Below are 20,240 nucleotides of genomic sequence, written 5' to 3'. Positions count from 1 at the left end.
GCGAACGCCGGTGCGGGCGGGCGGGTTCATCCCGCCTCCGCCGGCCGCGCCTGACGGTAGTACTCCACCAGCGCGCTCACGTGTTCCTCCCAGGCGAACGCGGTCGTCGCGTGCTCGCGGGCGGTGCGGCCCATCCGCTCGCGCAGCGGCCGGTCCGCCGCCAGGCGGGCCAGCGCCCCGCGCAGGGCGTCGGGCCGCCGCGGCACCAGCATGGCCCGGGAGTCGTCCAGCCGGTAGGGCGCGTAGCCGGGATCGTCGGTGGTGACCACGGGCAGGCCCGAGGCCATCGCCTCCTGGACGGTCAGCGGGAACCCCTCGGCCGTCGACGGGAGGGCGAACACGTCACAGGCACGGTAGAGCTCGGCGACCTCCGCGGCCGGCAGCGCGCCGAGGTGGTGCACGCCCGGCCGTCCGGCGAGGGCCTGCGCGTCGCCGTCCCCCGCGAGGACCAGGTCGTACCCGTCCGCCGGGTCGTGGGCGGCGAGCAGCAGGTCGTAGCCCTTCTTCGGCACCAGCCGACCGACGAACAGCACCAGGTTCCGGTCCGCGGGCAGGCCGAACCGGGCCCGCGCCCTCGCGCGCTCCGCCGCGCCGGCCGGGCGGAACAGCTCGCAGTCCACGCCGTTCGCCAGGTGCACGGCCCGCTCGGGACGCGCGCCGTGACCCCGGACGAAGTCCGCGACCGAGGCGTTCAGGGTGATCACCCGGCGGGCGCGCCGCAGCAGGGCCCGGCCCGCCACCGCATACACGGCCCGCTGCACGCCGCGGACCAGGGCGGACGGGTGCTGCACCATGGCGACGTGCTGCGTCAGCAGGTGCGGGGTGCGGGTCAGCACGGCGGCCAGGCCGGCCGTCCACGAGGTCAGGTAGAGGCAGTCGTGCAGGTGGACCACGTCGGCCCAGCGGGCCCAGCGCAGGGCGGTCGGGAGCACCGTGGGCGCGAGCACCGGGAACGGTACGCCGGCCCGCTCCGCGCCGTTCCAGGCGGCGACCCGCACCACCCGCACGCCGTCCTCCTCGTGCACCCCGCCGCGCTCGCCGCTGGTCAGGACGGTCACCTCGACACCGCGCGCGGCCAGGTGCCGGGCCTCCTCGCGGACGACGTTCTCGATCCCCCCGACGTGCGGCGGGTAGTAGTGGCTGACGAGCAGGACCCTCAGGCGTCGCTCGGGTGCGCTCATCGGTAGATCCCCGCTCCCTCGCTGCTGTAGATCTGGTTCTTGGTGGCGTCCAGCAGCGGTACCGGATAACGGTAGGTGACCAGGTCGCCGCGGTAGAAGATGGTCACCTGGTCCTTCTGCACGGTGGTGGTGCCGAGCAGGACGTAGGAGTTGCTGCGGACGAGCGTCGGGAAGATGTCGCCCTGCGCCGGACCGGTGATCAGGGTCTGGAGCCGGCTGAAACTGTAGCGGTCGGTCTGCAGCAGCTGGCTCTTGTCGGAGGCGATCTGCCGTTCGAGCCAGAGCGTCGCCTGCCGCTCCTCCGGGTGCGGGTAGTAGATGTCGTAGTACTGGCCCGAGTTGCTGAGCTGCAGCTGCGCCGGATAGCCGCCGAGCACCTTCGGCACGACACCGGTGAGGTCGAGGAAGAGCGACGTCGTCAGGACGCAGGCGAGCGGCACCGTCCGGCGCCCGGCCCAGCGCAGCGCCCAGAGGGTGCCGGCGGCGACGAACGGGGCGAAGAAGAACAGCCCCTGCTGGAAGGCCCGGAGCACGCTGTAGTCCACCGACAGCTGCGGCAGGAGGGTGAAGAGGCCGATCATGCCGAGTGCGCCGACGGTCAGGGTGACCTGGTCGCGCAGCGGCCGGAAGGCCTTGCGGCGTCCGCGGACCACCACCACGAAGCCGACCAGCACGAGCAGTTGGAGCAGCAGCGCGGCGCCCTGCCGCAGCATCCCGTTCAGGCCCGGCACGCTCAGCCCGGTGGCGTCCAGCGCCCGGCCGGCCGCGGTGAGCGGCAGGTTCTGCTGGGTCGTCACCGGCGTCTTGTACGGGTCGACCGACTTCAGCGGGAGGTAGTCCCCCGCCGCCCGGCGCTCCGCGGTGTGGTCCACGCTCTCCCGGCGGTACTCGTCCAGCCGCTCGGACGGGCTCGCCTTCGCCCCGCCGAAGAGGCTGTACGAGGTGTCCGAGGAGCCGCCCTTGGCCTGCCCGGGGTGGAGCAGGTTCTGCGCCACCGTGCCCAGCGTGCTGCGCAGCTGCCCGCCGGTGTGCGTCACCGGACCGGCCCACACCAGGGCCACCACCGCCGGCACGACCACCATCCACCAGGTCAGGAAGGTCGGCGCGGAGGCCTGGTGGCTGCGCCGGCGGGCGCCGCGGCGACCGGTGCGCGAGACCAGCCGCCAGACCAGGTCGGTGGCGAACGCCAGCCCGAGCGTGCCCACCACCACGTACGTGGTCGAGTAGTGCGAGAGCACGCAGCCGAGCAGCAGGACGCAGAACGCCAGCCGCCGGCCGAGCCGGGGCCGGCCGGAGTCGGTCAGCACCACCATCGCGCAGCCGAGCAGCAGGAACGCGATCTCCTGCCGGCCGAGGAAGGTCATGTCCGTGAAGAAGGTCGGGAAGACCATGAAGAAGACCGCCGACAGCAGCGCCACGAACTGCGGCGCGACGTTGCGCACCGCCCGGTGCACCAGCACCGGCGTGAGCGCGAAGAGCAGCGGCAGCACCAGCTTGAACACGTAGATGTCGGGGATCGCGGTCAGCCGGACCACGCTGACGGGCAGCAGGGTGATGCTCAGACAGGCGTTGTAGGCGTCGGTGTAGGTCGACACGTCCCACAGCGAGCCGCCCAGCGTCAGCCGGAAGTACTCGTACTCGCGCTGGACGTCGTGGCCGTTGATGTACCAGCCGCGCAGCGAGTTCAGCAGCAGCAGCGCGGCGGACGCGACGTACAGCCCGGTCTCCAGGACCGGCACCGGGAACCGTCGCCGGCGCAGGACCAGCAGGGCCAGCAGGGCCGCGACGGCGATCAGCGCGAGCGTGCTGACCGTCCCGCCCAGGCCGTTGTTGAGCCGGACGGGCCCGGCCACCGACAGCACCAGGGCGAGCACCCCGAGGGCGGCCGCCGGCCCGACCCCGGGCGGCATCCGCCGGGGGCGGGGAGCCTCCCGTTCCTCCTCGGGGACGAACGCACCGATCACGAGGAGCGTCATGGCGGTGGCCCCCGCGAGCACCGTCCGGACGAGCGGGTGCGCGACCCCGAGCAGCGGCAGCACCGTGTTGACGGCGAGCGCCACCACGATGTCGGTGATGACCGCCAGGCCCACCGCGAGCATCAGGCTGCCGTCCCGGGTCGAGACCACCCGGGAGGCCACCCCGCGCCAGATCGCGACCGGCGCGCCGAACAGCAGCCACAGGCCGGCCGCGGTGGACACCACCCCGGGCAGGCCCGGGACCGCCTCCACCACGCAGGCGAGCGCGATGCTCAGCAGGATGCCGGGACGGCCCCGGAACACCTCCGGCAGGTTCATGCCCCGACCTCCGCGTAGACGCGCTCGACCCGTTCGCACACGGCTTCCCAGGAGTAGCCGGGCGCCGCCTCGGCGCTGCGCCGGGCGAGCCGGAGCCGCAGCGCGGGATCGCCGGCCAGGTCGTCGATCGCGGCGGCCAGCCGGGCCGGGTCGGGCTCGGCCAGCAGGCCGACCCCGTCGAGCAGTTCGATGTTGCCGGGCACGGCGGTGGCGACCACCGGCAGCGCCGCCGCCATCGCCTCCAACGCCGCCAGCGGCATGCCCTCCTTGTCCGAGGGCAGCACGAAGGCGTCGGCCTCGGCGTAGGCGCGCACCAGGTCGTCCCCGAGCAGTCCCCCGGAGAACTCCACGTCGGTGAGGCCCAGTCGGACGGCCGTCGCCTCCAGTTCCGCGCGCAGCTCGCCGTCGCCGACCACCCGCAGGTGCACCGGCTGCCGCAGCAGGCTCATCGCCGCCAACAGCCGCCCGACGTTCTTCTGCGGGCTGAGCCGGCCCACGAACAGCAGCCGCAGCGGGTGGTCCGCGCTCGCCCGGACCGGCATGAAGTAGCGCTCGCCGACACCGTTGGGCACGACGAACAGCCGCTCCGGACGGACCCGGTAGGTGTCCCGGACGAAGTCCGCCTGGGCCCGGGTCAGCACGATGACCGCGGCGGCCCGGCGCAGCACCCGGCCGAGGACGTGCTTCTTGTAGGCGGGCAGCAGCCGTCCGAGGCGGCCGGAGGCGTCCACGTCGAGATGGAAGTGCAGGACGTACGGCTGTCGCCGCAGCCCGGCCGTGAGGGCGACCAGCTCGGGCATCAGGGCGTGCGCGCAGTGCAGGTGGAGCACGGCGTCGCGCGGCGCGCGCAGCAGCGAGAGCGGCAGCCCCGGGGCGATCGCGGTGTGCGCCACCTCCACGGCCCGGTGGCGGCGGACCGACACGGAGCCCTCGACGGAGTGCCGGGGTGCGCCGCCGGCGCCGAGACCGGTCGTGACGACCCTGACCCGGTGCCGCCGTCCGAGCTGGTGCGAGAGCTGTTCCACGACGCGTTCGAGCCCGCCCAGATGGGGCGGGTAGTACGGGGTGACCTGCAGGACGGTGCGCATCAGACTTCCAGGGCGGTGGCTTCGCGGTCGGAACTCATTCGTGTGCCCCGGTGCCCGGGGCCTGCGGCTTTCCGAAGCGGAAGTGCAGCTTCTGCGGATGACCGACCAGCGACACCCGCACCATGCCGACCTCGGCCTTGGTCTGCACCCGGGCGACGGCCGGCACCGGCGCGCCCTCGTGGGGCTCCAGGGTCAGCACCGTGCTGGCGACGGCCTCGCCGCGCGGCGACTCCAGCACCACCCGGACCTGGTAGCTCTTGGTCCCGGTGCCCCGGTCGTTGAGGGCGACGGGCACGATCACGGTGCCCCCGTCGAAGCTGGGCGCGCTGGTGAAGTACAGCTCGGCGAAGCCGCTCGGCTGCTCGGTGAACGACTGCAGCAGCACCTCGCGGGTGGACGGCACCGACCAGAGGCCGGCCCCCAGGACGGCCGTCGCCGCGACCACCGCGGCGACGATCCGGGCACGCCGATCGGGCCCCCTTCGCCGCCTGCTGCGCTGCGCGGAGCCCGACCGGGCCGGAGCGGCCGGAGGCGTCCCGGAGCCCGGGTCGGCCTCGTCGAGCACCTCGCTCATGCGACCTCGTACTGGCCGGTGCGCGCGCCCTGCGTCGGCTGCTGCGACGCCGCGGGCGCCGCGGGCGGCGCGTACTGGCCGGGGATCGCCGTGCCGGCACCGCCCGCCGGGGCCTTGCGGAACCGGTGCTCGAAGAGCTGGCGCAGGTTGCCCATGCCGTCGGGCAGCGCCCGCAGCTTCACCTCGCCGCCGCGCTGCCGGTACTCGATGGGGACCTCCAGGAACCTGAAGCCCGCCAGCGTCGCCGCGTTCTTGATCTCCTGGGAGAAGGCCATCCCGGCGGACCGGACGTCCAGGCCGTGCCAGACGTAGCGCCGGAAGATCCACATTCCGGACTGGGAGTCGCGCAGACCGTTGCGGAAGAGCGTCCGGCTCAGGGTGGAGAGCGCGTGGTTCGCGACGAAGTGCGAGGGCTTCATCGCCGAGCGGTTCTCCCGGTGGAGTCGATCGGTCGTCATGAACTCGACGTCCCGGTCCACCAGGGTTCCGATCAGCTCCGGCAGCGCGTCGAACGGGTAGGTGCAGTCCGCGTCACCGGTGGCGATGACGTCACCGGTCGCCGCGTCGAACCCGGCCTGGTAGGCGTTGCCGTACCCGCGCTCCGGCTGGGACACCACCCGCGCTCCCAGGCTGCGCGCGACCTCCGCGGTGTCGTCCGTCGATGCGTTGTCGACCACCACCACCTCGGTGCGCCAGCCCGCCGCGGCGAGTTCGGCCACCGGCACCGAGTCCATCACCGCCGGCAGGTTTGATGCCTCGTTGAGCGCGGGAATGACGATCGACAGAGTATTCACGTGATTCCCCCAGGAGTGTGGCGGCTGCGGTTGGAGCCTGAGCTCTTCCCGCCCCCACCCGATCGGCGAGCGCGCGCCGAACGGCAAGACAGCCACAGCCCAAGGGGGGGCTGCGGCTCGGCGGGCAGAGCTCGGGCGGCGATTGTCAGCCGCTCACCCGTCAGATGATTGATCTGCGCGTTCGATTATGACGTATGGCGTGAGGTATCGCTGCAACATCACCCGCGACCCTAGTCGACCCCCGCGCCGCGCCACGGCGGCCGTAATCATCTCGTGACCACGGCCGCCGGGGCCTCAGCCGACCAGCCAGGAACCGGTCGGCTTGGCGTCCTGACCCGTGCCGCCACCCTTCAGGCTGGCCACCTGAGCGGGGGTCAGCGCCTGGTCCCAGACCAGGATGTGACCCAGCACACCGGCCCACGGATTGCCCCAGATGCCGTGGTGGCGGCTCCGGCCGAGCTGCAGCGGACCGGGCCCGGCCCAGATCGGCGCCGTCTTCGCGGTGGCGGCCAGCGTCTCGTTGACGTACAGCGAGATGGTCTGCTGGTCCTTGTCGTAGACACCGGTGAGCAGAGCCCACTGACGGACCGTGTTGGCGTTCTCCGCGAACACCTGGACGGTGGTGGCATCGGCGCCGCCGTCCGCGGTCTGCACCCGGAAGACCCACGACTTCTTGCCGTTGGAGTCGTCCCGGCCCAGCTCGAACGAGTGCGAGATGCCGTCACCCTCGCTCATCGCGACCCGGGAACCGTCCGGCGCCTCGTTGTACACCCACGCCGAGACGGTGAAGCTCTTGGTCACGTCGACGACCCGGTCCGCGGACTGCGCGAAGGAGTTGCCGTTGCTCCGCAGCCGGAGCACGTAACCGTCCTGCACCTTGCTCACCAGCGCGTCCGGGCCCAGCGCCAGGTGCGCCTGGCCGGAACGGTCGGCGAGCAGGTTCGGCTGGCCCGCCACCGTGGGCGAGTTCTGGTCGCCCGGTGCCCCGGAGCCCGACGCGGACACCGGAGCACTCGGCGACTCGGAGGCCACCGGCTTCGCCCCGCCGTCGCGCCGCTCGATGATCACCGTCCCGGCCACGACGCCGAGCACGCAGGCGACCACAACGATCCCGATCGTCAGCATCCGGCGCCGGCGACGGGTCTGGGCCTCACCGCGGTCCGCGAGCGCCTCCCAGTCCGGCGCGGCGACCGGCGGCGCGAACTGCTGCTGCGGGCCGGGCGGGAACGCCCCCTGCTGCGGGAACGGCGCCGCCGGCTGCTGGAACTGGGGCGGGAACTGACCCTGCGGCTGCGGATAGCCGTACCCGCTCTGCGGGTGCGGGTAGCCGTAACCCTCCTGCGGCTGCGGCTGCGGCTGCGGCTGCGGGTACCCGTACCCACCGCCCTGCCCGGCGGCACCCGCGGGCGCCGCCGCCCCCGGAGCCGCGTCCTGGCCCGGAACCTGACCCGCAACCCTCGGGTCGGGCATCGTGGGCTGGGTGTGCCGAGAGTCCTGCTCGGGGGCTGGGGCCCCGCCCGGGTGTTCCGTGCCGTCAGTCATAGACGGGATGCTAGAACATCGCACCCCGCACCCCCAGGGCGGATTCCGATAACGACATCAGATCGGAAGAATCCCAGCCGCGTTCTCCCGGACCGCCACCGACCAGCGCACTCCCTGACGCCCCGGCACCACCGACCACCCCCGCGCCCCACCCCGCCGCAGCCACCGGCCGCATTCCCACCACCGGCGCCCACCGGCCGGACGGAATTCCCGGTCAGGAAATACCGGCGGAATTCAGACCGCCACCCCGGGAACGTTCCGCAACCACCCTCAGGCACCGCGCACCGACCCACCCCACCCCACCGGCACCACCCGCCCCCCCGGGCGCCCGGCACACTTCCCCGCAGACCACCCACGACGCCCCCACCCGGCCCGCCCGGAACGCCAGCCCGACCACCATCGCGCTCCACCCGGTGAGCCCGGCCTGCTCCAGCCGACCGGTGCCACGGCCGCCCGCGACCGGCGCGGCGCCGTTCATCACCCAGGAACCCACCGAAGCCCGGACCGCCAAACACAAAGAACCCAGACCGGATGCCATCCAGCCTGGGTTCCACGCTGAGCCGCCTGCGGGATTCGAACCCGCGACCTACGCATTACGAGTGCGTTGCTCTGGCCAACTGAGCTAAGGCGGCACCGTCACCGGTCCTGTTCCCAGCCCCGGGGGGATGAGCGTCGCACCAACAACGCGGGTCAGTCTACACAGTTTCCGACGGTGATCCGTACCGGCCCCGGGTGCCCCGGCCTGGGCGGCCGGGGCCGTGGCCTCAGGCGGAGGCGACCGCGAGCTTGGCGGCGAACCCGGCGAACAGGACGGCGACGCCGCCGGTCAGCCCGGCGGAGAGCCGCTTGCGGCGGTGGAAGGCGGCGGCGACCTTGGTGCCGGTGAATATCAGCACGGACAGGTAGAGCAGGCTGAAGCCCTGGAGGATCCCGCCCAGCAGGGTGAAGGAGAGCACCGGCTGCCCGTACGAGGGGTCGACGAACTGGGTGAAGAAGGAGAGCAGGAAAATCAGTGCCTTGGGGTTCAGCAGGCTGATCGCCAGCGCCCGGCGGAAGGGCCGCTCGGTGTCGGTTCCGGCCGGGGCCGGTCCGCCGGCCGCCGCGTCGGCGGCCTCGGCCCCGCCGGCGGCGTTCGCCGCCACCGCCCGGCGCTCGCGCCAGAGGTCGCGGGCCGACCGGCACAGGTTGAAGCCGATCCACAGCAGGTAGCCGGCGCCGGCGAACTTCACCACCGCGAAGACCGCGGGGTTGGCCTTCACCAGCGAGGCGGCTCCCAGCGAGGTGAGGGCGATCAGCGTGAAGTCGCCGACGAAGACACCGGCAGCGGCCCGGTAGCCGGTGCGGACGCCCTTGCGGGCGGCCACGGAGAGGACGTACAGGGAGTTCGGGCCGGGCAGCAGGATGATCACCAGGGCGCCGAGGGTGTACGTCGCGAGGTCGTTGACTCCGAGCACGGATGCGCTCCTACGGCAGACGCGAGAACGAGGGGGCGCACCATGCTAACCAGAAGCACCGTCAAGCAGAAACGGTCATGACAGCACCGACCGGCCCCGGTTCCGCGGGCTCACTTGCTGCAGCGGGTCCCGTTCGCCGGGGCCTCGCCACCCAGCAGGTAACGGTTGACCGCCTCGTCGATGCAGTCGCTGCGCCGGCCGTACGCCGTGTGCCCGTCGCCCTCGTAGGTGAGCAGCCGCCCGGACTCCAGCTGCCCGGACAGCGACTGGGCCCACGCGTACGGCGTCGCCGGGTCACGGGTGGTGCCGACCACGACGATCGGGACGGACCCGGCGGCCCGGACGGTGTGCGGCGCACCGGTCGGCCGGACCGGCCAGTACGCGCAGCCCAGCGCCATCCACGCCATGTCCCGGCCGAACCGCGGCGCCACCTTCTCGAAGTCCGGCACCGCGGCCTGCGCCGCCGCCGGGTCGGCGAAGGCGGCCGGCAGGTCGAGGCAGTTGACCGCCATGTTGGCGAACATCAGGTTCGGGTACGAGCCGTCCGGCTCGCGTTCGAAGTAGCTGTCGGAGAGCTTGAGCAGCGCCGTCCCGTCGCCGGCCTCGGCGTCGCTGAGGGCGCTGCGCAGCTGGGACCAGAGGAACTCGGCGTACATGGCCTGGATCGTGCCGGTGGTGGCCTGCGACTCGGTGAGCGGCCGGCCCGAGTCGGTGGGCAGCGGCCGGCCGTCGATCTGCTGGAAGAGGGCCGCGAGCTGCCGGCCGGCCTCCTCCTCGGTGCGGCCGAGCGGGCAGTCCTCCCGCTTGACGCAGTCCTTGGCGAAGGCCGCCCAGGCGGTCTCGAAGCCCGCCGCCTGCCCCTTGTTCCCCCCGACGGCGTCCAGCGACGGGTCCATCGCGCCGTCCAGCACCATCCGGCCGACCCGGGCGGGGTAGAGCCCGGCGTAGGTGGCGCCGAGGAAGGTGCCGTAGGACTTGCCGAGGTAGCTGAGCCGCTCGTCGCCGAGCAGCCCGCGCAGCACGTCCATGTCGCGGGCCGCCTCGACGGTGCTCACGTGGCCGAGCACGGCGCCGGACCGCTGCCGGCAGCCGTCCGCGAACTCCTTGTCGGCGGCGACCAGGGCGTCGATCTCGGCCTGGTCGTCGGGGGTGATGTCGACGGCGGTGAAGGCGTCCATCCGCTCGCCGCTCAGACAGGTGACGGGGCTGGAGCGGCCGACCCCGCGCGGGTCCAGCCCGACCAGGTCGTACCTGGCCCGCAGGCCGGGGTCGAGGCTGCGGGCCGAGCCCTCCATGTACTCGACGGCCGAGCCGCCGGGCCCGCCGGGGTTGACCAGCAGCGAGCCGAGGTGGTCGGCGCCGCCGGTGCTCCGCAGCCGGGCGGCGGTGAGGGTGACGTCGCCGGCGGCCGGGTCCGCGTAGTCGAGCGGGACCTTGAAGGTGGTGCACTCGAACTCGCCGTCGCAGCTCTGCCAGCCGAGCTTCTGGGCGTAGTACCCGGCCAGGTTCTGCGGGATCTGCGCGGGGAGCGGCTCCAGTGGCGTCGCCGTGGTCGCGCCGGGAGCCACCGCGGCGGGGACGCGGCCGTCCGAGGAGGAGCTCGCGCCGTCGGCGGGCCCGGGCACGCCGCCGGTGGTGCATCCGGCCGCGAGCAGCAGGCTCACGGCGGCGGCCACGGGGGCGGACCTTCGCAGGGACGGCCTGGCAGCTCGCATGGTGGTGTCCCTCTCCTCGACCTCGCCGGCCCCGGTCGGCCTGCCGGGATCGCCGTCGGCCCCGGTCGGCCGCTGTCGACCTGACCGCTGTCGACGCCCCGACCGCTGTCGGCCTCATCCGGGCTGGTCACCCGCCGGCTGCCCCGAGCGTAGCGGGCGGGCCGGGTACCCGCCGGGTCACCGGCGGCCGGGCGGGGAACAGCACCCGGTCGCCGCACATCCGGTGGAAGCCCCGTTGGTCACCGGCTCGTACGCGGGCGGCTCAGGTGGGCTTGGACAGGGTCTCCGTCAGGTACTGCACCGCCACCCGCACCAGCCGCAGCCGCTCCCCCGCGGGCGCGAAGTCCTGAACGATGTCGGAGATCCGCACGTCGGCCCGGGCCGCCGGCCCCTTGCCCGCCCGCAGGGCGCTCTGCAGCTTGCGCGCGCTGGCCACGCCGTCGCCGTCGGCCTTGGCGGCGGCCAGCAGCAGGCGGGCGGCGGTGTTCTGCGGGGCCTCGGCCCCGGCCTGGGTGAGGGCGGGGGCGTCGTACCGGCCGGAGACCGCGGCGGCGGCACCGTACAGGTCCGGCCTGGTCAGACCGGCCGCGGCGGCGCACGGGGCGCCGCCGTCGAGGCCGAGCACGGCCCAGCCGGCGGGCCCGGCCGGCAGGGTGCGGAAGGCTCCGGTGACGGCGGTGCGCAGGGGCGCGTCGTCGGCGACCGCCTGCGGCGCGGCGGTGACCAGGTCGCAGGGGTGGCCGGTGCCGTTGGGCGCCTCGGGGGCCACCACCACGAACGGCTTGGCCTTGCCGAGCTGTACCGCGGACGCCACCCCCTCGAACACCTCGGGCCGCTCGACGTCGGCGGTCCGGCCCGCGGTGCCGGAGTGCAGCACGATCACCGGGAACGTCGCCGTCGGCTGCTCCTGGTACTGGGCCGGCAGCCAGACCCGTACCGTGCGGGGACGGCCGTCGGGCGCGGCCACCACCGCCTGGAGGAGTTCCCCGCCGGCCGGGTGGCCGACCGACTCGAAGCGGGTGACCACCGGCGGCAGCTCGGTGGTGGTCGGCCGGGCGCCGTCCGGCGCCGGCGGTGCCGCGGGGCGCGGCCCGGCGTCGGGCCCCGACTCCTCGGCCACGCTCCGGCTCGGCCGCCCGCCGAGGGCCACGGCGACGGCCAGCGCGGTCACGCAGATCACGCAGACCACGGCTGCACCCGCCCGCAGCAGCACCGGCCGCTGTTCGGCGGTGAGCTCGTACGTCTGCGCGGCCCTCAGGTCTCGCCAGCGCAGCAGGGCGGCCCGGGCCAGCCAGCCGGCGGCCAACGCCGAGATCACCAGGGGCACCATGAGGAGCGGACGGGGCATGGGCGCACCACCTCGGAGGGGGACCGGCCGCCGGTACCGCGGCGGACTCAGCCCTCAGGGTGCCCAACGCGCCGCCCCGGCGGGCCCGGGCCGTACGGGCGTCAGGCGACGTTCACTCGAACGAGCGAGCCCGGGAGGCGGGCGGCGGCAGCACCGGCACGGGCACCGCGACCCCCGCAGGAACCGCCGGAACGGCGGGCCGGAGCCGGCTCAGCCCGCCCGGAGCGCCACCGTCATCGCCTCGACGGCGAGCAGCGGGTCGACGTTGCGGTCGAGCGCGCGCCGGCACTGCAGGACGGCCTCGATCCGGCGCAGGGTCTGTTCGGGTGCCCCCGCCGCGGCGATCCTGCCGACGGCCGGGCGCTGGTCCTCGTTGGCCAGCGGCCCGGTGGCGCCGAACTGCACGGCGAGGACGTCGCGGTAGAAGCCGAGCAGGTCGTTCAGGGCGGTGCCGAGGGTCTCCCGGCGGGTCCGGGTGGCCCGGCTCTTCTGCCGCTTCTCCAGGTCCTTGACCGCGCCGGCCATCCCGCGGGGGGCGCGGCTGCCCTCGGCCGCGCCGTACGCGGCCTTGAGGTCACCGGTCTCCTTGGCGTCCTGGGTCTCGGCGAGCGCGTCGGCGTCGGCCTTGGCCGTGTCCACCAGCCGCTGCGCGGCGGTCAGGCATCCGCCCAGGTCGGCGACGTCCAGCGGGATCCGCAGGACGTCCGCGCGCCGGGCTCTGGCCTGGTCGTCCACGGCCAGTCGGCGGGACCGGTCGATGTCGCCCTGACCGGCCAGCGCCGCGATCCGCGCCGTCTCGGGTTCGACGCCGTCGCGGCGGACCAGCATGTCGGCCACCGCCTCGGCCGCCGGGGTGCGCAGCACCAGCAGGCGGCTGCGCGAGCGGATCGTCGGCAGCACGTCCTGGACGGAGGGGGCGCAGAGCATCCAGACCGTCCGGGGCGAGGGCTCCTCGACGCCCTTGAGCAGGGCGTTGGCCGCGGCCTCGGTGAGGCGGTGCGCGGCGTCGATCAGGATCACCGACCAGCGGCCGCCGGTCGGGTAGCTGGAGGCGCGCAGAACCAGGTCGCGCATGTCGCCGACGCCGATCGACAGCCCGTCGGTGCGGACGTACTTCACGTCGGCGTGGCTGCCGGCGAGGACGGTGTGGCAGCCGTCGCAGAACCCGCAGCCGGGAATGCCGCCGAGCTCCAGATCGGGGCTGGTGCACTGGAGCGATGCGGCGAAGGCCCTGGCCGCGGTGGTCTGTCCGGCCCCGGGTGGGCCGGTGAACAGCCAGGCGTGCGTCATCAGCGAGGCGTTCACCGCCGGATCGGCCGCGCCGCCGCGACCGGCCACCACCGTCGCCCGGGCGGCCCGGGCGGCCGCCTGCAACTGCTCCACCACCCGGTCCTGGCCGACCAGGTCGTCCCACACACTCACGCCGCGCTCCCTGCCGCCGACCCCGTCTGCCACCGAGCCTAACGTCCGCCCAGGACACCCCTCCCCCACCGGGCGCCGCCGGGAACGGGTCCGGCCCCGGGGCGGGTGCCCCGGGGCCGGACCTCGGCACTGTCCGTCGGACCGCTCGGCCCCCGGGACGCTCAGTCCTTGCGGCGCTTGCGGAACAGGCCGCGCTGCGCCTCGGGCTCGGACTGCTCGCCCGCGGGCTCCCACTGCGCCCACTCGTCGCGGGAGCCGAGGAGGGTGTCGGTGAGGCTCGGCAGGTCGTCCATCGGCGTCTCCTCGGCCCAGTCCGGGCGCGGGCGGGACTCGACGGCCGGGAGCTCCCGGGTGGTCTCCGGCTCCTCCGCGGGTGTCCGCGCGGGCTCGTCCCGCCACAGGCCCGGCGGCACCCGGTCCGACGCCGGACGGGCACCGGACGAGCCGGACGAAGCGGCCGACGGGCCCGCGGCGGCGGTCGGGGGCACCGGCGGCAGCACGGCCGTCTCGTCGGCGGCGGGCACCTTCGGCAGCACGGCGGTGGCGTCCGCCGCGGGCACCTTCGGCAGCACCGCGGTCTCGGCGACCGCCGGGGCGGACCTGCGGGCGGCCTCGGCGGCGGCCAGGACCGCCGCGCGGCGGGCCTCCTCCGAGATCTCCTGGGTGACGTCGGCCTCGTCGGCGGGCTCGGCCGCGGGCTCGGTCACCGGCTTGGTCACCGGCTTGGTCACCGGCTTGGTCGCGGGCTCGGCCGACACCTGCGGCAGCTCCGCCGTCACGGCCTCCGTCCTGGTCGCGGCGGCACGCTCGGCCTCGGCGACAGCGGCGGCACGCTCGGCGGCGGCTGCCGTGGCGGCTGCGGCCGCGGCCTCGGCCTCCGACTTCAGCCGGGCCTCCTCCGCGCGCTGCAGGGCCTCCTCGGCCCGGCGGCGCTGCTCGGCCCGCTGCAGCTCGCGCTGCCGCTGGATCTCGGCCTGGGCCGCGGCCTCCGCCTCCCGGCGCCTGCGCTCCTCGGCCTCGACGGCCAGCCGGGCCTGCTCGGCGGCCTCGCGCGCGGCCTGGGCCTCGGCGCGCAGCCGGGCCTCCTCCGCCTCCTTGAGCCGGGCCTCCTCGGCGGCCTTGCGGGCGGCCTCGGCGGCGACCCGCTCGGCCTCCAGCTCGGCGAGCCGGTCCTTCTCGGCCTGCTCGGCGCGCAGCTGCTCCAGCAGTTCCTGCCGCTTGCGCTCGGCCTCGGCCAGCTCGGCCTGCTTGCGCGTCTCCTCGGCGGCGCGCCGGGCGGCCTCCTCGCGGGCGAGACGCTCCTGCTCGGCCTTGGCGGCGCGCTCCTGGTCGGAGAGCGGCAGCTCCCGGTCGAGCCGGTGGCGGATCGCGGTGGTCACCAGGGCGGGCTGCTGGCTGCCGTCGACGACCAGGTAGCGGGACGGGTCGGCCGCGGCCAGGGCCAGGAACCCGGCCCGGACCCGCTGGTGGAACTCGGTGGGCTCGGACTCCAGCCGGTCCAGCGCCTCGGTGAAGCGCTCGCGCGCCGCGCCCGGGTCGACGTCCAGCACCACGGTGAGGTCGGGGACGAGTCCGCCGGTCGCCCAGCGCGAGATCCGGGCGACCTCGGTCGCGGCCAGGTCCCGGCCGGCGCCCTGGTAGGCGATCGAGGAGTCCATGTACCGGTCGGTGATCACCACGGCACCGCGGGCGAGCGCCGGGCGGATCACGTTCTCGACGTGCTCGGCGCGGTCGGCGGCGTAGATCAGCGCCTCGGCGCGGTGCGAGAGCCCGGTGTTGCCGACGTCCAGGACGAGCGCGCGCAGCCGCTGGCCGATCGGGCTGCCGCCGGGCTCGCGGGTCAGCACCACCTCGTGGCCCTTGCTGCGGATCCACTCCGCCAGGGCCTGCGACTGGGTGGACTTGCCGGCTCCGTCGCCGCCCTCCAGGGCGATGAAGAAGCCGGTGCCGGTGGTGCGGTGCGGGGCGACCGAGGTGGAGCCGCGCAGTGCCTGCACCAGCTCGCGGCCGAGCGGCACGCTGCCGCGCCGGTCGTCGGTCTTGAGCAGCACCACGGCGGCCAGCACCAGGGTGAGCAGGCCGGCGGTGGAGACGGCGAGCGCGGCGCCGCCGTGGATGAAGGTGAAGCTACCCGGGGTGACCCGGCCGTACTCGACCGCCCCGTAGGCGGCGGCGATCAGCGGCAGGCCGACCAGAGCGGCGGCCACCACGGCCCGCAGCACTGCGTACAGGTGCTCGGTGACCTTGGGCAGCCGCGACTCCTCGATCTCCTGGGCGAGCAGCGTACGGCCGGTGGCGATGACCACCCCGGCCGCCAACCCGGCCACCACGGTGAGCAGCAGCACCAGGACGAAGTCCAGCACCAGCCCGGCCAGGATCAGCGTGACGCCCTCGGTCAGCAGCGCCAGCGCGAGCAGCCGCCGCCGGGAGAGCGCGGGCAGGGTGGCCCGGGTCAGCCGGATGCCGAGGGCGGGCGCGCCGGCCGCGGCGAGCACCAGCAGGCCGTACCCGATCGGGCCGGCCCGGTGGTCGCCGGCGGTGAGCAGACCGAGGGCGCCGACGCCGGCCATCGTGGCGTAGGCGGCCGCGACCGCGAAGGTGAAGTAGGGGGCGGAGCCGGTACGGCCCTTACGCAGCGCGGAGCCGCCGGGGGCGGCGTCGACGGGCGCGCGCAGGCCCTGCAACGGGGAGTGCGGGGCGACCGGGCCGGCGGACGGCAGCTGCTGGAGGTAGATCAGCACGGCGGAGCCGGCGAACAGCAGCGCGGCGCCGAGGGCGGCCGCGGTCAGCTGGTTGGCCCGGAGCCAGTCGGAGCCGACGGCCGCGAAGACGTTGTTGAGCAGCGTGAACGCGACCAGCGCGGTCGCGGCGAGCGGGATGGTGGCCCAGCCGGTGCGGCCGTCCAGGGTCCGCACCGCGTCCAGGCTGGCGGGCGAGGGCCGCCGTTCGGCGGCCGGGGCGTACGGGTCGGCAGCGGGCAGCAGGCCGGGGACGGCCGCGGCCTTGCCGATCGTCCAGACCCGCTCGGCCGCGCCGGTCACGAAGACGGTGGCGAGCAGCGCCCAGACCGCGGAGTCGGCCGTCCAGGTGATCCACCAGGGGGCGAGGCCGATCAGCACGGCCCTCAGTGCATCGGCGCCGAACAGCGTCCAGCGGCCGTCCAGCCGGGCGACCAGCTTGTGCACCGGGCCCAGCAGCGCGGCACCGAAGAGCAGGGTGGCGAGCAACCGGGCGGCGAACACGGCGGCCAGCGCGAGCGCGAGCCGGCGGTAGCCCGTCCCGGAACCGAACTGGCCGCCCAGCGTCGCGGCGATCACCGTCAGCGGCGCCAGCACCAGCAGACCGAGCCGGTCCGCCGTCCCGCCGACCAGCTGCGCCGTCCACAGCCGGCGGTACGGGCGCAGCCGCAGCAGGGCGCGGGCCCGCTCGCCGGGTGTGCCGGCCGGGGCCACGGGTGGCAGGGCGTGCACGCCGGTGCGGTGGGTGGGCTGCTCCTCGCTCGTCATACCGTCAGGGTAGCGGTCGGGGCAGGCGCCAGTAGGGGGAGCGGCCTCCGTGGAACGCCTCATGACAGGGTTGTGACGCACCGCGGGCCCGCACCGTCGGTGCGGGCCCGCGATTCGAACGGGATCAGCTCTCCTCGGACTCCGAGGAGGCCCCGGCGGCAGCGGCTCCGGTGGCCGTGGCGGTCTTCTTGGCCGCCGTCTTCTTCGCGGCGGCGGTCTTGGCCGTCGTGGTCTTGGCGGTGGTCGTCTTCTTCGCCGCGGTCTTCTTCGCGGTGGTCTTCTTGGCCGCCGTCTTGGTGGCCGCCGCCTTCTTCGCGGGGGCCTTCTTGGCGGCCTTCTTCACCGGCCCGCGGGCCCGCTTCTCGGCCAGCAGTTCGTAGCCGCGCTCCGGCGTGATGGTCTCCACCTCGTCGTCCTTGCGGAGCGTCGCGTTGGTCTCGCCGTCCGTCACGTACGGGCCGAAGCGACCGTCCTTGACGACCACCGGCCGCTCGCTGACCGGGTCGTTGCCGAGCTCCTTGAGCGGCGGCGCGGCGGCGGCGCGGCCGCGCTGCTTGGGCTGGGCGTAGATCGCCAGCGCCTCGTCGAGGGTGACGGTGAGCAGCTGGTCCTCGCTGGTCAGCGAGCGGGAGTCGGTGCCGCGCTTGAGGTACGGGCCGTAGCGGCCGTTCTGTGCGGTGATCTCCTGGCCCTCGGCGTCGACGCCGACCACGCGCGGCAGCGAGAGCAGCTTCAGCGCGTCGTCGAGGGTGACGGTGTCCAGCGTCATCGTCTTGAAGAGCGAGGCCGTCCGCGGCTTGACCGCGTTCTTGCCGGTCTTCGGGGTGCCCTCGGGCAGGATCTCGGTCACGTACGGGCCGTAGCGGCCGTCCTTGGCGACCAGCATGTTGCCGCTGACCGGGTCGGCGCCCAGCTCGAAGTCGCCGCTGGGCTTGGCCAGCAGCTCCTCGGCCAGCTCGACGGTGAGCTCGTCCGGTGGCATCTCGTCCGGGATGTCGGCGCGCTGGCCCGGCTCGCCCTCCACCGGGGAGGCCTTCTCCACGTACGGGCCGTAGCGGCCGACCCGCAGGGTGATCTCCTCGCTCAGCGGGAACGAGCTGATCTCCCGGGCGTCGATCGCGCCGAGGTCGGTGACGAGCTCCTTCAGGCCGCCGAGGTGGTCGCCGTCACCGTTGCCGGCGTCGGCGGCGCCGCCGGCCGGCAGCCCCTCGCCCTCGCCGAAGTAGAAGCGCTTCAGCCACGGGACGGACTGGGCCTCGCCCGCCGCGATCCGGTCGAGGTCGTCCTCCATCCGGGCGGTGAAGTCGTAGTCGACCAGCCGGCCGAAGTGCTTCTCCAGCAGGTTCACCACGGCGAACGAGAGGAAGGAGGGGACGAGCGCCGTGCCCTTCTTGAAGACGTACTTGCGGTTGATGATCGTGTCGATGATCGAGGCGTACGTCGACGGGCGGCCGATCTCGCGGTCTTCCAGCTCCTTGACCAGCGAGGCCTCGGTGTAGCGGGCCGGCGGCTTGGTCGCGTGGCCCTCCGGGTTGAGCCGGTCGGCGGCCAGCGGGTCGCCCTCGGCCACCTGCGGCAGCCGGCGCTCGCGGTCGTCCAGCTCGGCGTTCGGGTCGTCGGCGCCCTCGACGTAGGCCTTCAGGAAGCCGTGGAAGGTGATGATCTTGCCGGAGGCGGAGAACTCGGCGTCCCGGCCGTCCGATGCCCGGCCGCCCACCTTGACGGTGACGGACTGGCCGACCGCGTCCTTCATCTGGGAGGCGACCGTGCGCATCCAGATCAGCTCGTACAGCCGGAAGTCGTCGCCGCCCAGGCCGGTCTCGGCCGGGGTGCGGAAGCGGTCGCCGGAGGGGCGGATCGCCTCGTGCGCCTCCTGGGCGTTCTTGACCTTGCTGGCGTAGGTGCGCGGCGCGTCCGGCAGGTAGTCGGCCCCGTAGAGCTGGGTGACCTGGGCCCGGGCGGCGGCGACGGCCGTCTCCGAGAGCGTGGTGGAGTCGGTACGCATATAGGTGATGAAGCCGTTCTCGTACAGCTTCTGGGCCACCTGCATGGTCCGCTTCGCGCCGAAGCCCAGCTTGCGGCTGGCCTCCTGCTGGAGCGTGGTGGTGCGGAACGGCGCGTACGGCGAACGGCGGTACGGCTTGGACTCGACGCTGCGGACGGCGAAGGCCGTCTGCTCCAGGGCGGCGGCCAGCCCACGAGCGGCCTGCTCGTCCAGGTGCATGGTGTTCGCGGTCCGGAGCCGGCCGTCCTGGCCGAAGTCCCGGCCGGTGGCGACCCGCTTGCCGTCGACGGAGACCAGCCGGGCGCCGAAGGTCTCGGGGTTGGCCGCGTCCACGGCGGTCCGGCCGGTGCCGAAGGTGCCGACCAGGTCCCAGTACGAGGCGGACCGGAACGCGATCCGCTCCCGCTCACGCTCGACCACCAGGCGGGTCGCGACGGACTGCACCCGGCCGGCCGAGAGCTTCGGCATGACCTTCTTCCACAGCACCGGCGAGACCTCGTAGCCGTAGAGGCGGTCGAGGATGCGGCGGGTCTCCTGGGCGTCGACCAGGCGCTGGTTCAGCTCGCGCGGGTTGCGCACGGCCTCCTGGATCGCGTCCTTGGTGATCTCGTGGAAGACCATCCGGTGCACCGGCACCTTGGGCTTGAGCACCTCCTGCAGGTGCCAGGCGATCGCCTCGCCCTCGCGGTCCTCATCGGTGGCGAGGAAGAGCTCGTCGGACTCGGCGAGCAGCGACTTCAACTTGGTGACCTGGGACTTCTTGTCCGCGTTCACCACGTAGATGGGTGCGAAGTCGTGGTCGACGTCGACCCCGAGGCGGCGCACCTCACCGGTGTACTTGTCCGGAACCTCGGCGGCCGTGCCGGGCAGGTCCCGGATGTGCCCGACGCTGGCCTCGACGATGTAGCCGGGGCCAAGGTAGCCCTTGATCGTCTTCGCCTTGGCCGGCGACTCGACGATGACGAGTCGCTTGCCGTGCGCGGTCTCGCTGCTCGGGGACACCTTCGCTCTTCTCTCCCGGTCGTGATCTCTGCTGGCGGCGCGGCCGACCCGAGGGGAGGGACTACGCCCGACCCTCCCCTCCTTTCCCGTCAGAGACAGGAGGGGCACATCGCCCGGAGGCAGCCGCTGCGCGACGGCCCCACCAGCGGAGTGTGACCGTACCCTGGCCACCCTTGTCAAACGGACGGATCCAGCTTTTTCACTTGCTAGGCCGACCGACGCCACTCGAACGGTAACCCGATGCCGAGCCTTTGCGCTGCGCAGATGGGGCTTTCCCCCTCCACGGAGGCCACCCAACACACCTCGGCGGCCGGA

General features: G+C 74.2%; 12 protein-coding genes and 1 tRNA gene. All 13 read right to left on the bottom strand.

Annotation, left to right across the window (positions count from 1 at the left end; all coding sequences use genetic code 11):
* Positions 1-26: 26 nt before the first annotated feature.
* Positions 27-1,181, bottom strand: coding sequence for a glycosyltransferase family 4 protein (locus ACIOFR_RS13490; protein WP_400995946.1), 1,155 nt, complete (start codon positions 1,179-1,181; stop codon positions 27-29).
* Positions 1,178-3,475: a hypothetical protein gene (locus tag ACIOFR_RS13485; RefSeq protein WP_400995943.1), complete on the bottom strand. Its 2,298-nt coding sequence runs from the start codon at positions 3,473-3,475 to the stop codon at positions 1,178-1,180. Before ACIOFR_RS13485 ends, ACIOFR_RS13490 begins: the two co-directional genes overlap by 4 nt.
* On the bottom strand, positions 3,472-4,563 hold the full coding sequence (locus tag ACIOFR_RS13480) for a glycosyltransferase family 4 protein (RefSeq protein ID WP_400995940.1): 1,092 nt from the start codon (positions 4,561-4,563) through the stop codon (positions 3,472-3,474). Before ACIOFR_RS13480 ends, ACIOFR_RS13485 begins: the two co-directional genes overlap by 4 nt.
* A 34-nt stretch (positions 4,564-4,597) precedes the next feature.
* Positions 4,598-5,137, bottom strand: coding sequence for a hypothetical protein (locus tag ACIOFR_RS13475; RefSeq protein WP_400995938.1), 540 nt, complete (start codon positions 5,135-5,137; stop codon positions 4,598-4,600).
* Positions 5,134-5,931 carry a glycosyltransferase family 2 protein gene (locus tag ACIOFR_RS13470; RefSeq protein ID WP_400995936.1) on the bottom strand — a complete coding sequence of 266 codons (798 nt, stop codon included), beginning with the start codon at positions 5,929-5,931 and terminating at the stop codon, positions 5,134-5,136. The genes ACIOFR_RS13475 and ACIOFR_RS13470 overlap by 4 nt, the downstream gene beginning before the upstream one ends.
* A gap of 294 nt (positions 5,932-6,225) precedes the next feature.
* Positions 6,226-7,473, bottom strand: coding sequence for a LamG domain-containing protein (locus ACIOFR_RS13465; protein WP_400995934.1), 1,248 nt, complete (start codon positions 7,471-7,473; stop codon positions 6,226-6,228).
* A gap of 558 nt (positions 7,474-8,031) precedes the next feature.
* Positions 8,032-8,105: transfer RNA gene (locus ACIOFR_RS13460), tRNA-Thr, on the bottom strand.
* A 132-nt stretch (positions 8,106-8,237) separates the two neighbouring features.
* A complete protein-coding gene (leuE, locus tag ACIOFR_RS13455; protein ID WP_400995931.1) occupies positions 8,238-8,927 on the bottom strand; it encodes a leucine efflux protein LeuE in 690 nt (229 codons plus the stop codon).
* Between the two features lie 110 nt (positions 8,928-9,037).
* Entirely contained in the window at positions 9,038-10,642 is a 1,605-nt protein-coding gene (locus ACIOFR_RS13450; protein WP_400995929.1) for an alpha/beta hydrolase, read from the bottom strand.
* A 262-nt stretch (positions 10,643-10,904) separates the two neighbouring features.
* A complete protein-coding gene (locus tag ACIOFR_RS13445) occupies positions 10,905-11,990 on the bottom strand; it encodes a hypothetical protein (RefSeq protein ID WP_400995926.1) in 1,086 nt (361 codons plus the stop codon).
* A gap of 210 nt (positions 11,991-12,200) precedes the next feature.
* Positions 12,201-13,412, bottom strand: a complete 1,212-nt coding sequence (locus ACIOFR_RS13440) for a DNA polymerase III subunit delta' (RefSeq protein WP_400995924.1) — start codon at positions 13,410-13,412, stop codon at positions 12,201-12,203.
* Positions 13,413-13,573: 161 nt separating this feature from the next.
* Complete coding sequence (tmk, locus tag ACIOFR_RS13435; RefSeq protein ID WP_400995922.1) at positions 13,574-16,918, bottom strand: dTMP kinase; 3,345 nt, start codon at positions 16,916-16,918, stop codon at positions 13,574-13,576.
* A gap of 124 nt (positions 16,919-17,042) precedes the next feature.
* The gene (gene topA / locus ACIOFR_RS13430; protein ID WP_400995919.1) at positions 17,043-19,925 is read right to left on the bottom strand and encodes a type I DNA topoisomerase; all 2,883 of its coding nucleotides are present in this window, start codon (positions 19,923-19,925) and stop codon (positions 17,043-17,045) included.
* Positions 19,926-20,240: the final 315 nt, after the last annotated feature.

Source organism: Kitasatospora sp. NPDC088346 (assembly GCF_044740765.1).
In the GTDB taxonomy this organism is placed as follows: domain Bacteria; phylum Actinomycetota; class Actinomycetes; order Streptomycetales; family Streptomycetaceae; genus Kitasatospora.
The sequence above is the reverse complement of the archived record's forward strand: the minus strand, read 5'-3'. Positions and strand labels throughout refer to the sequence as shown.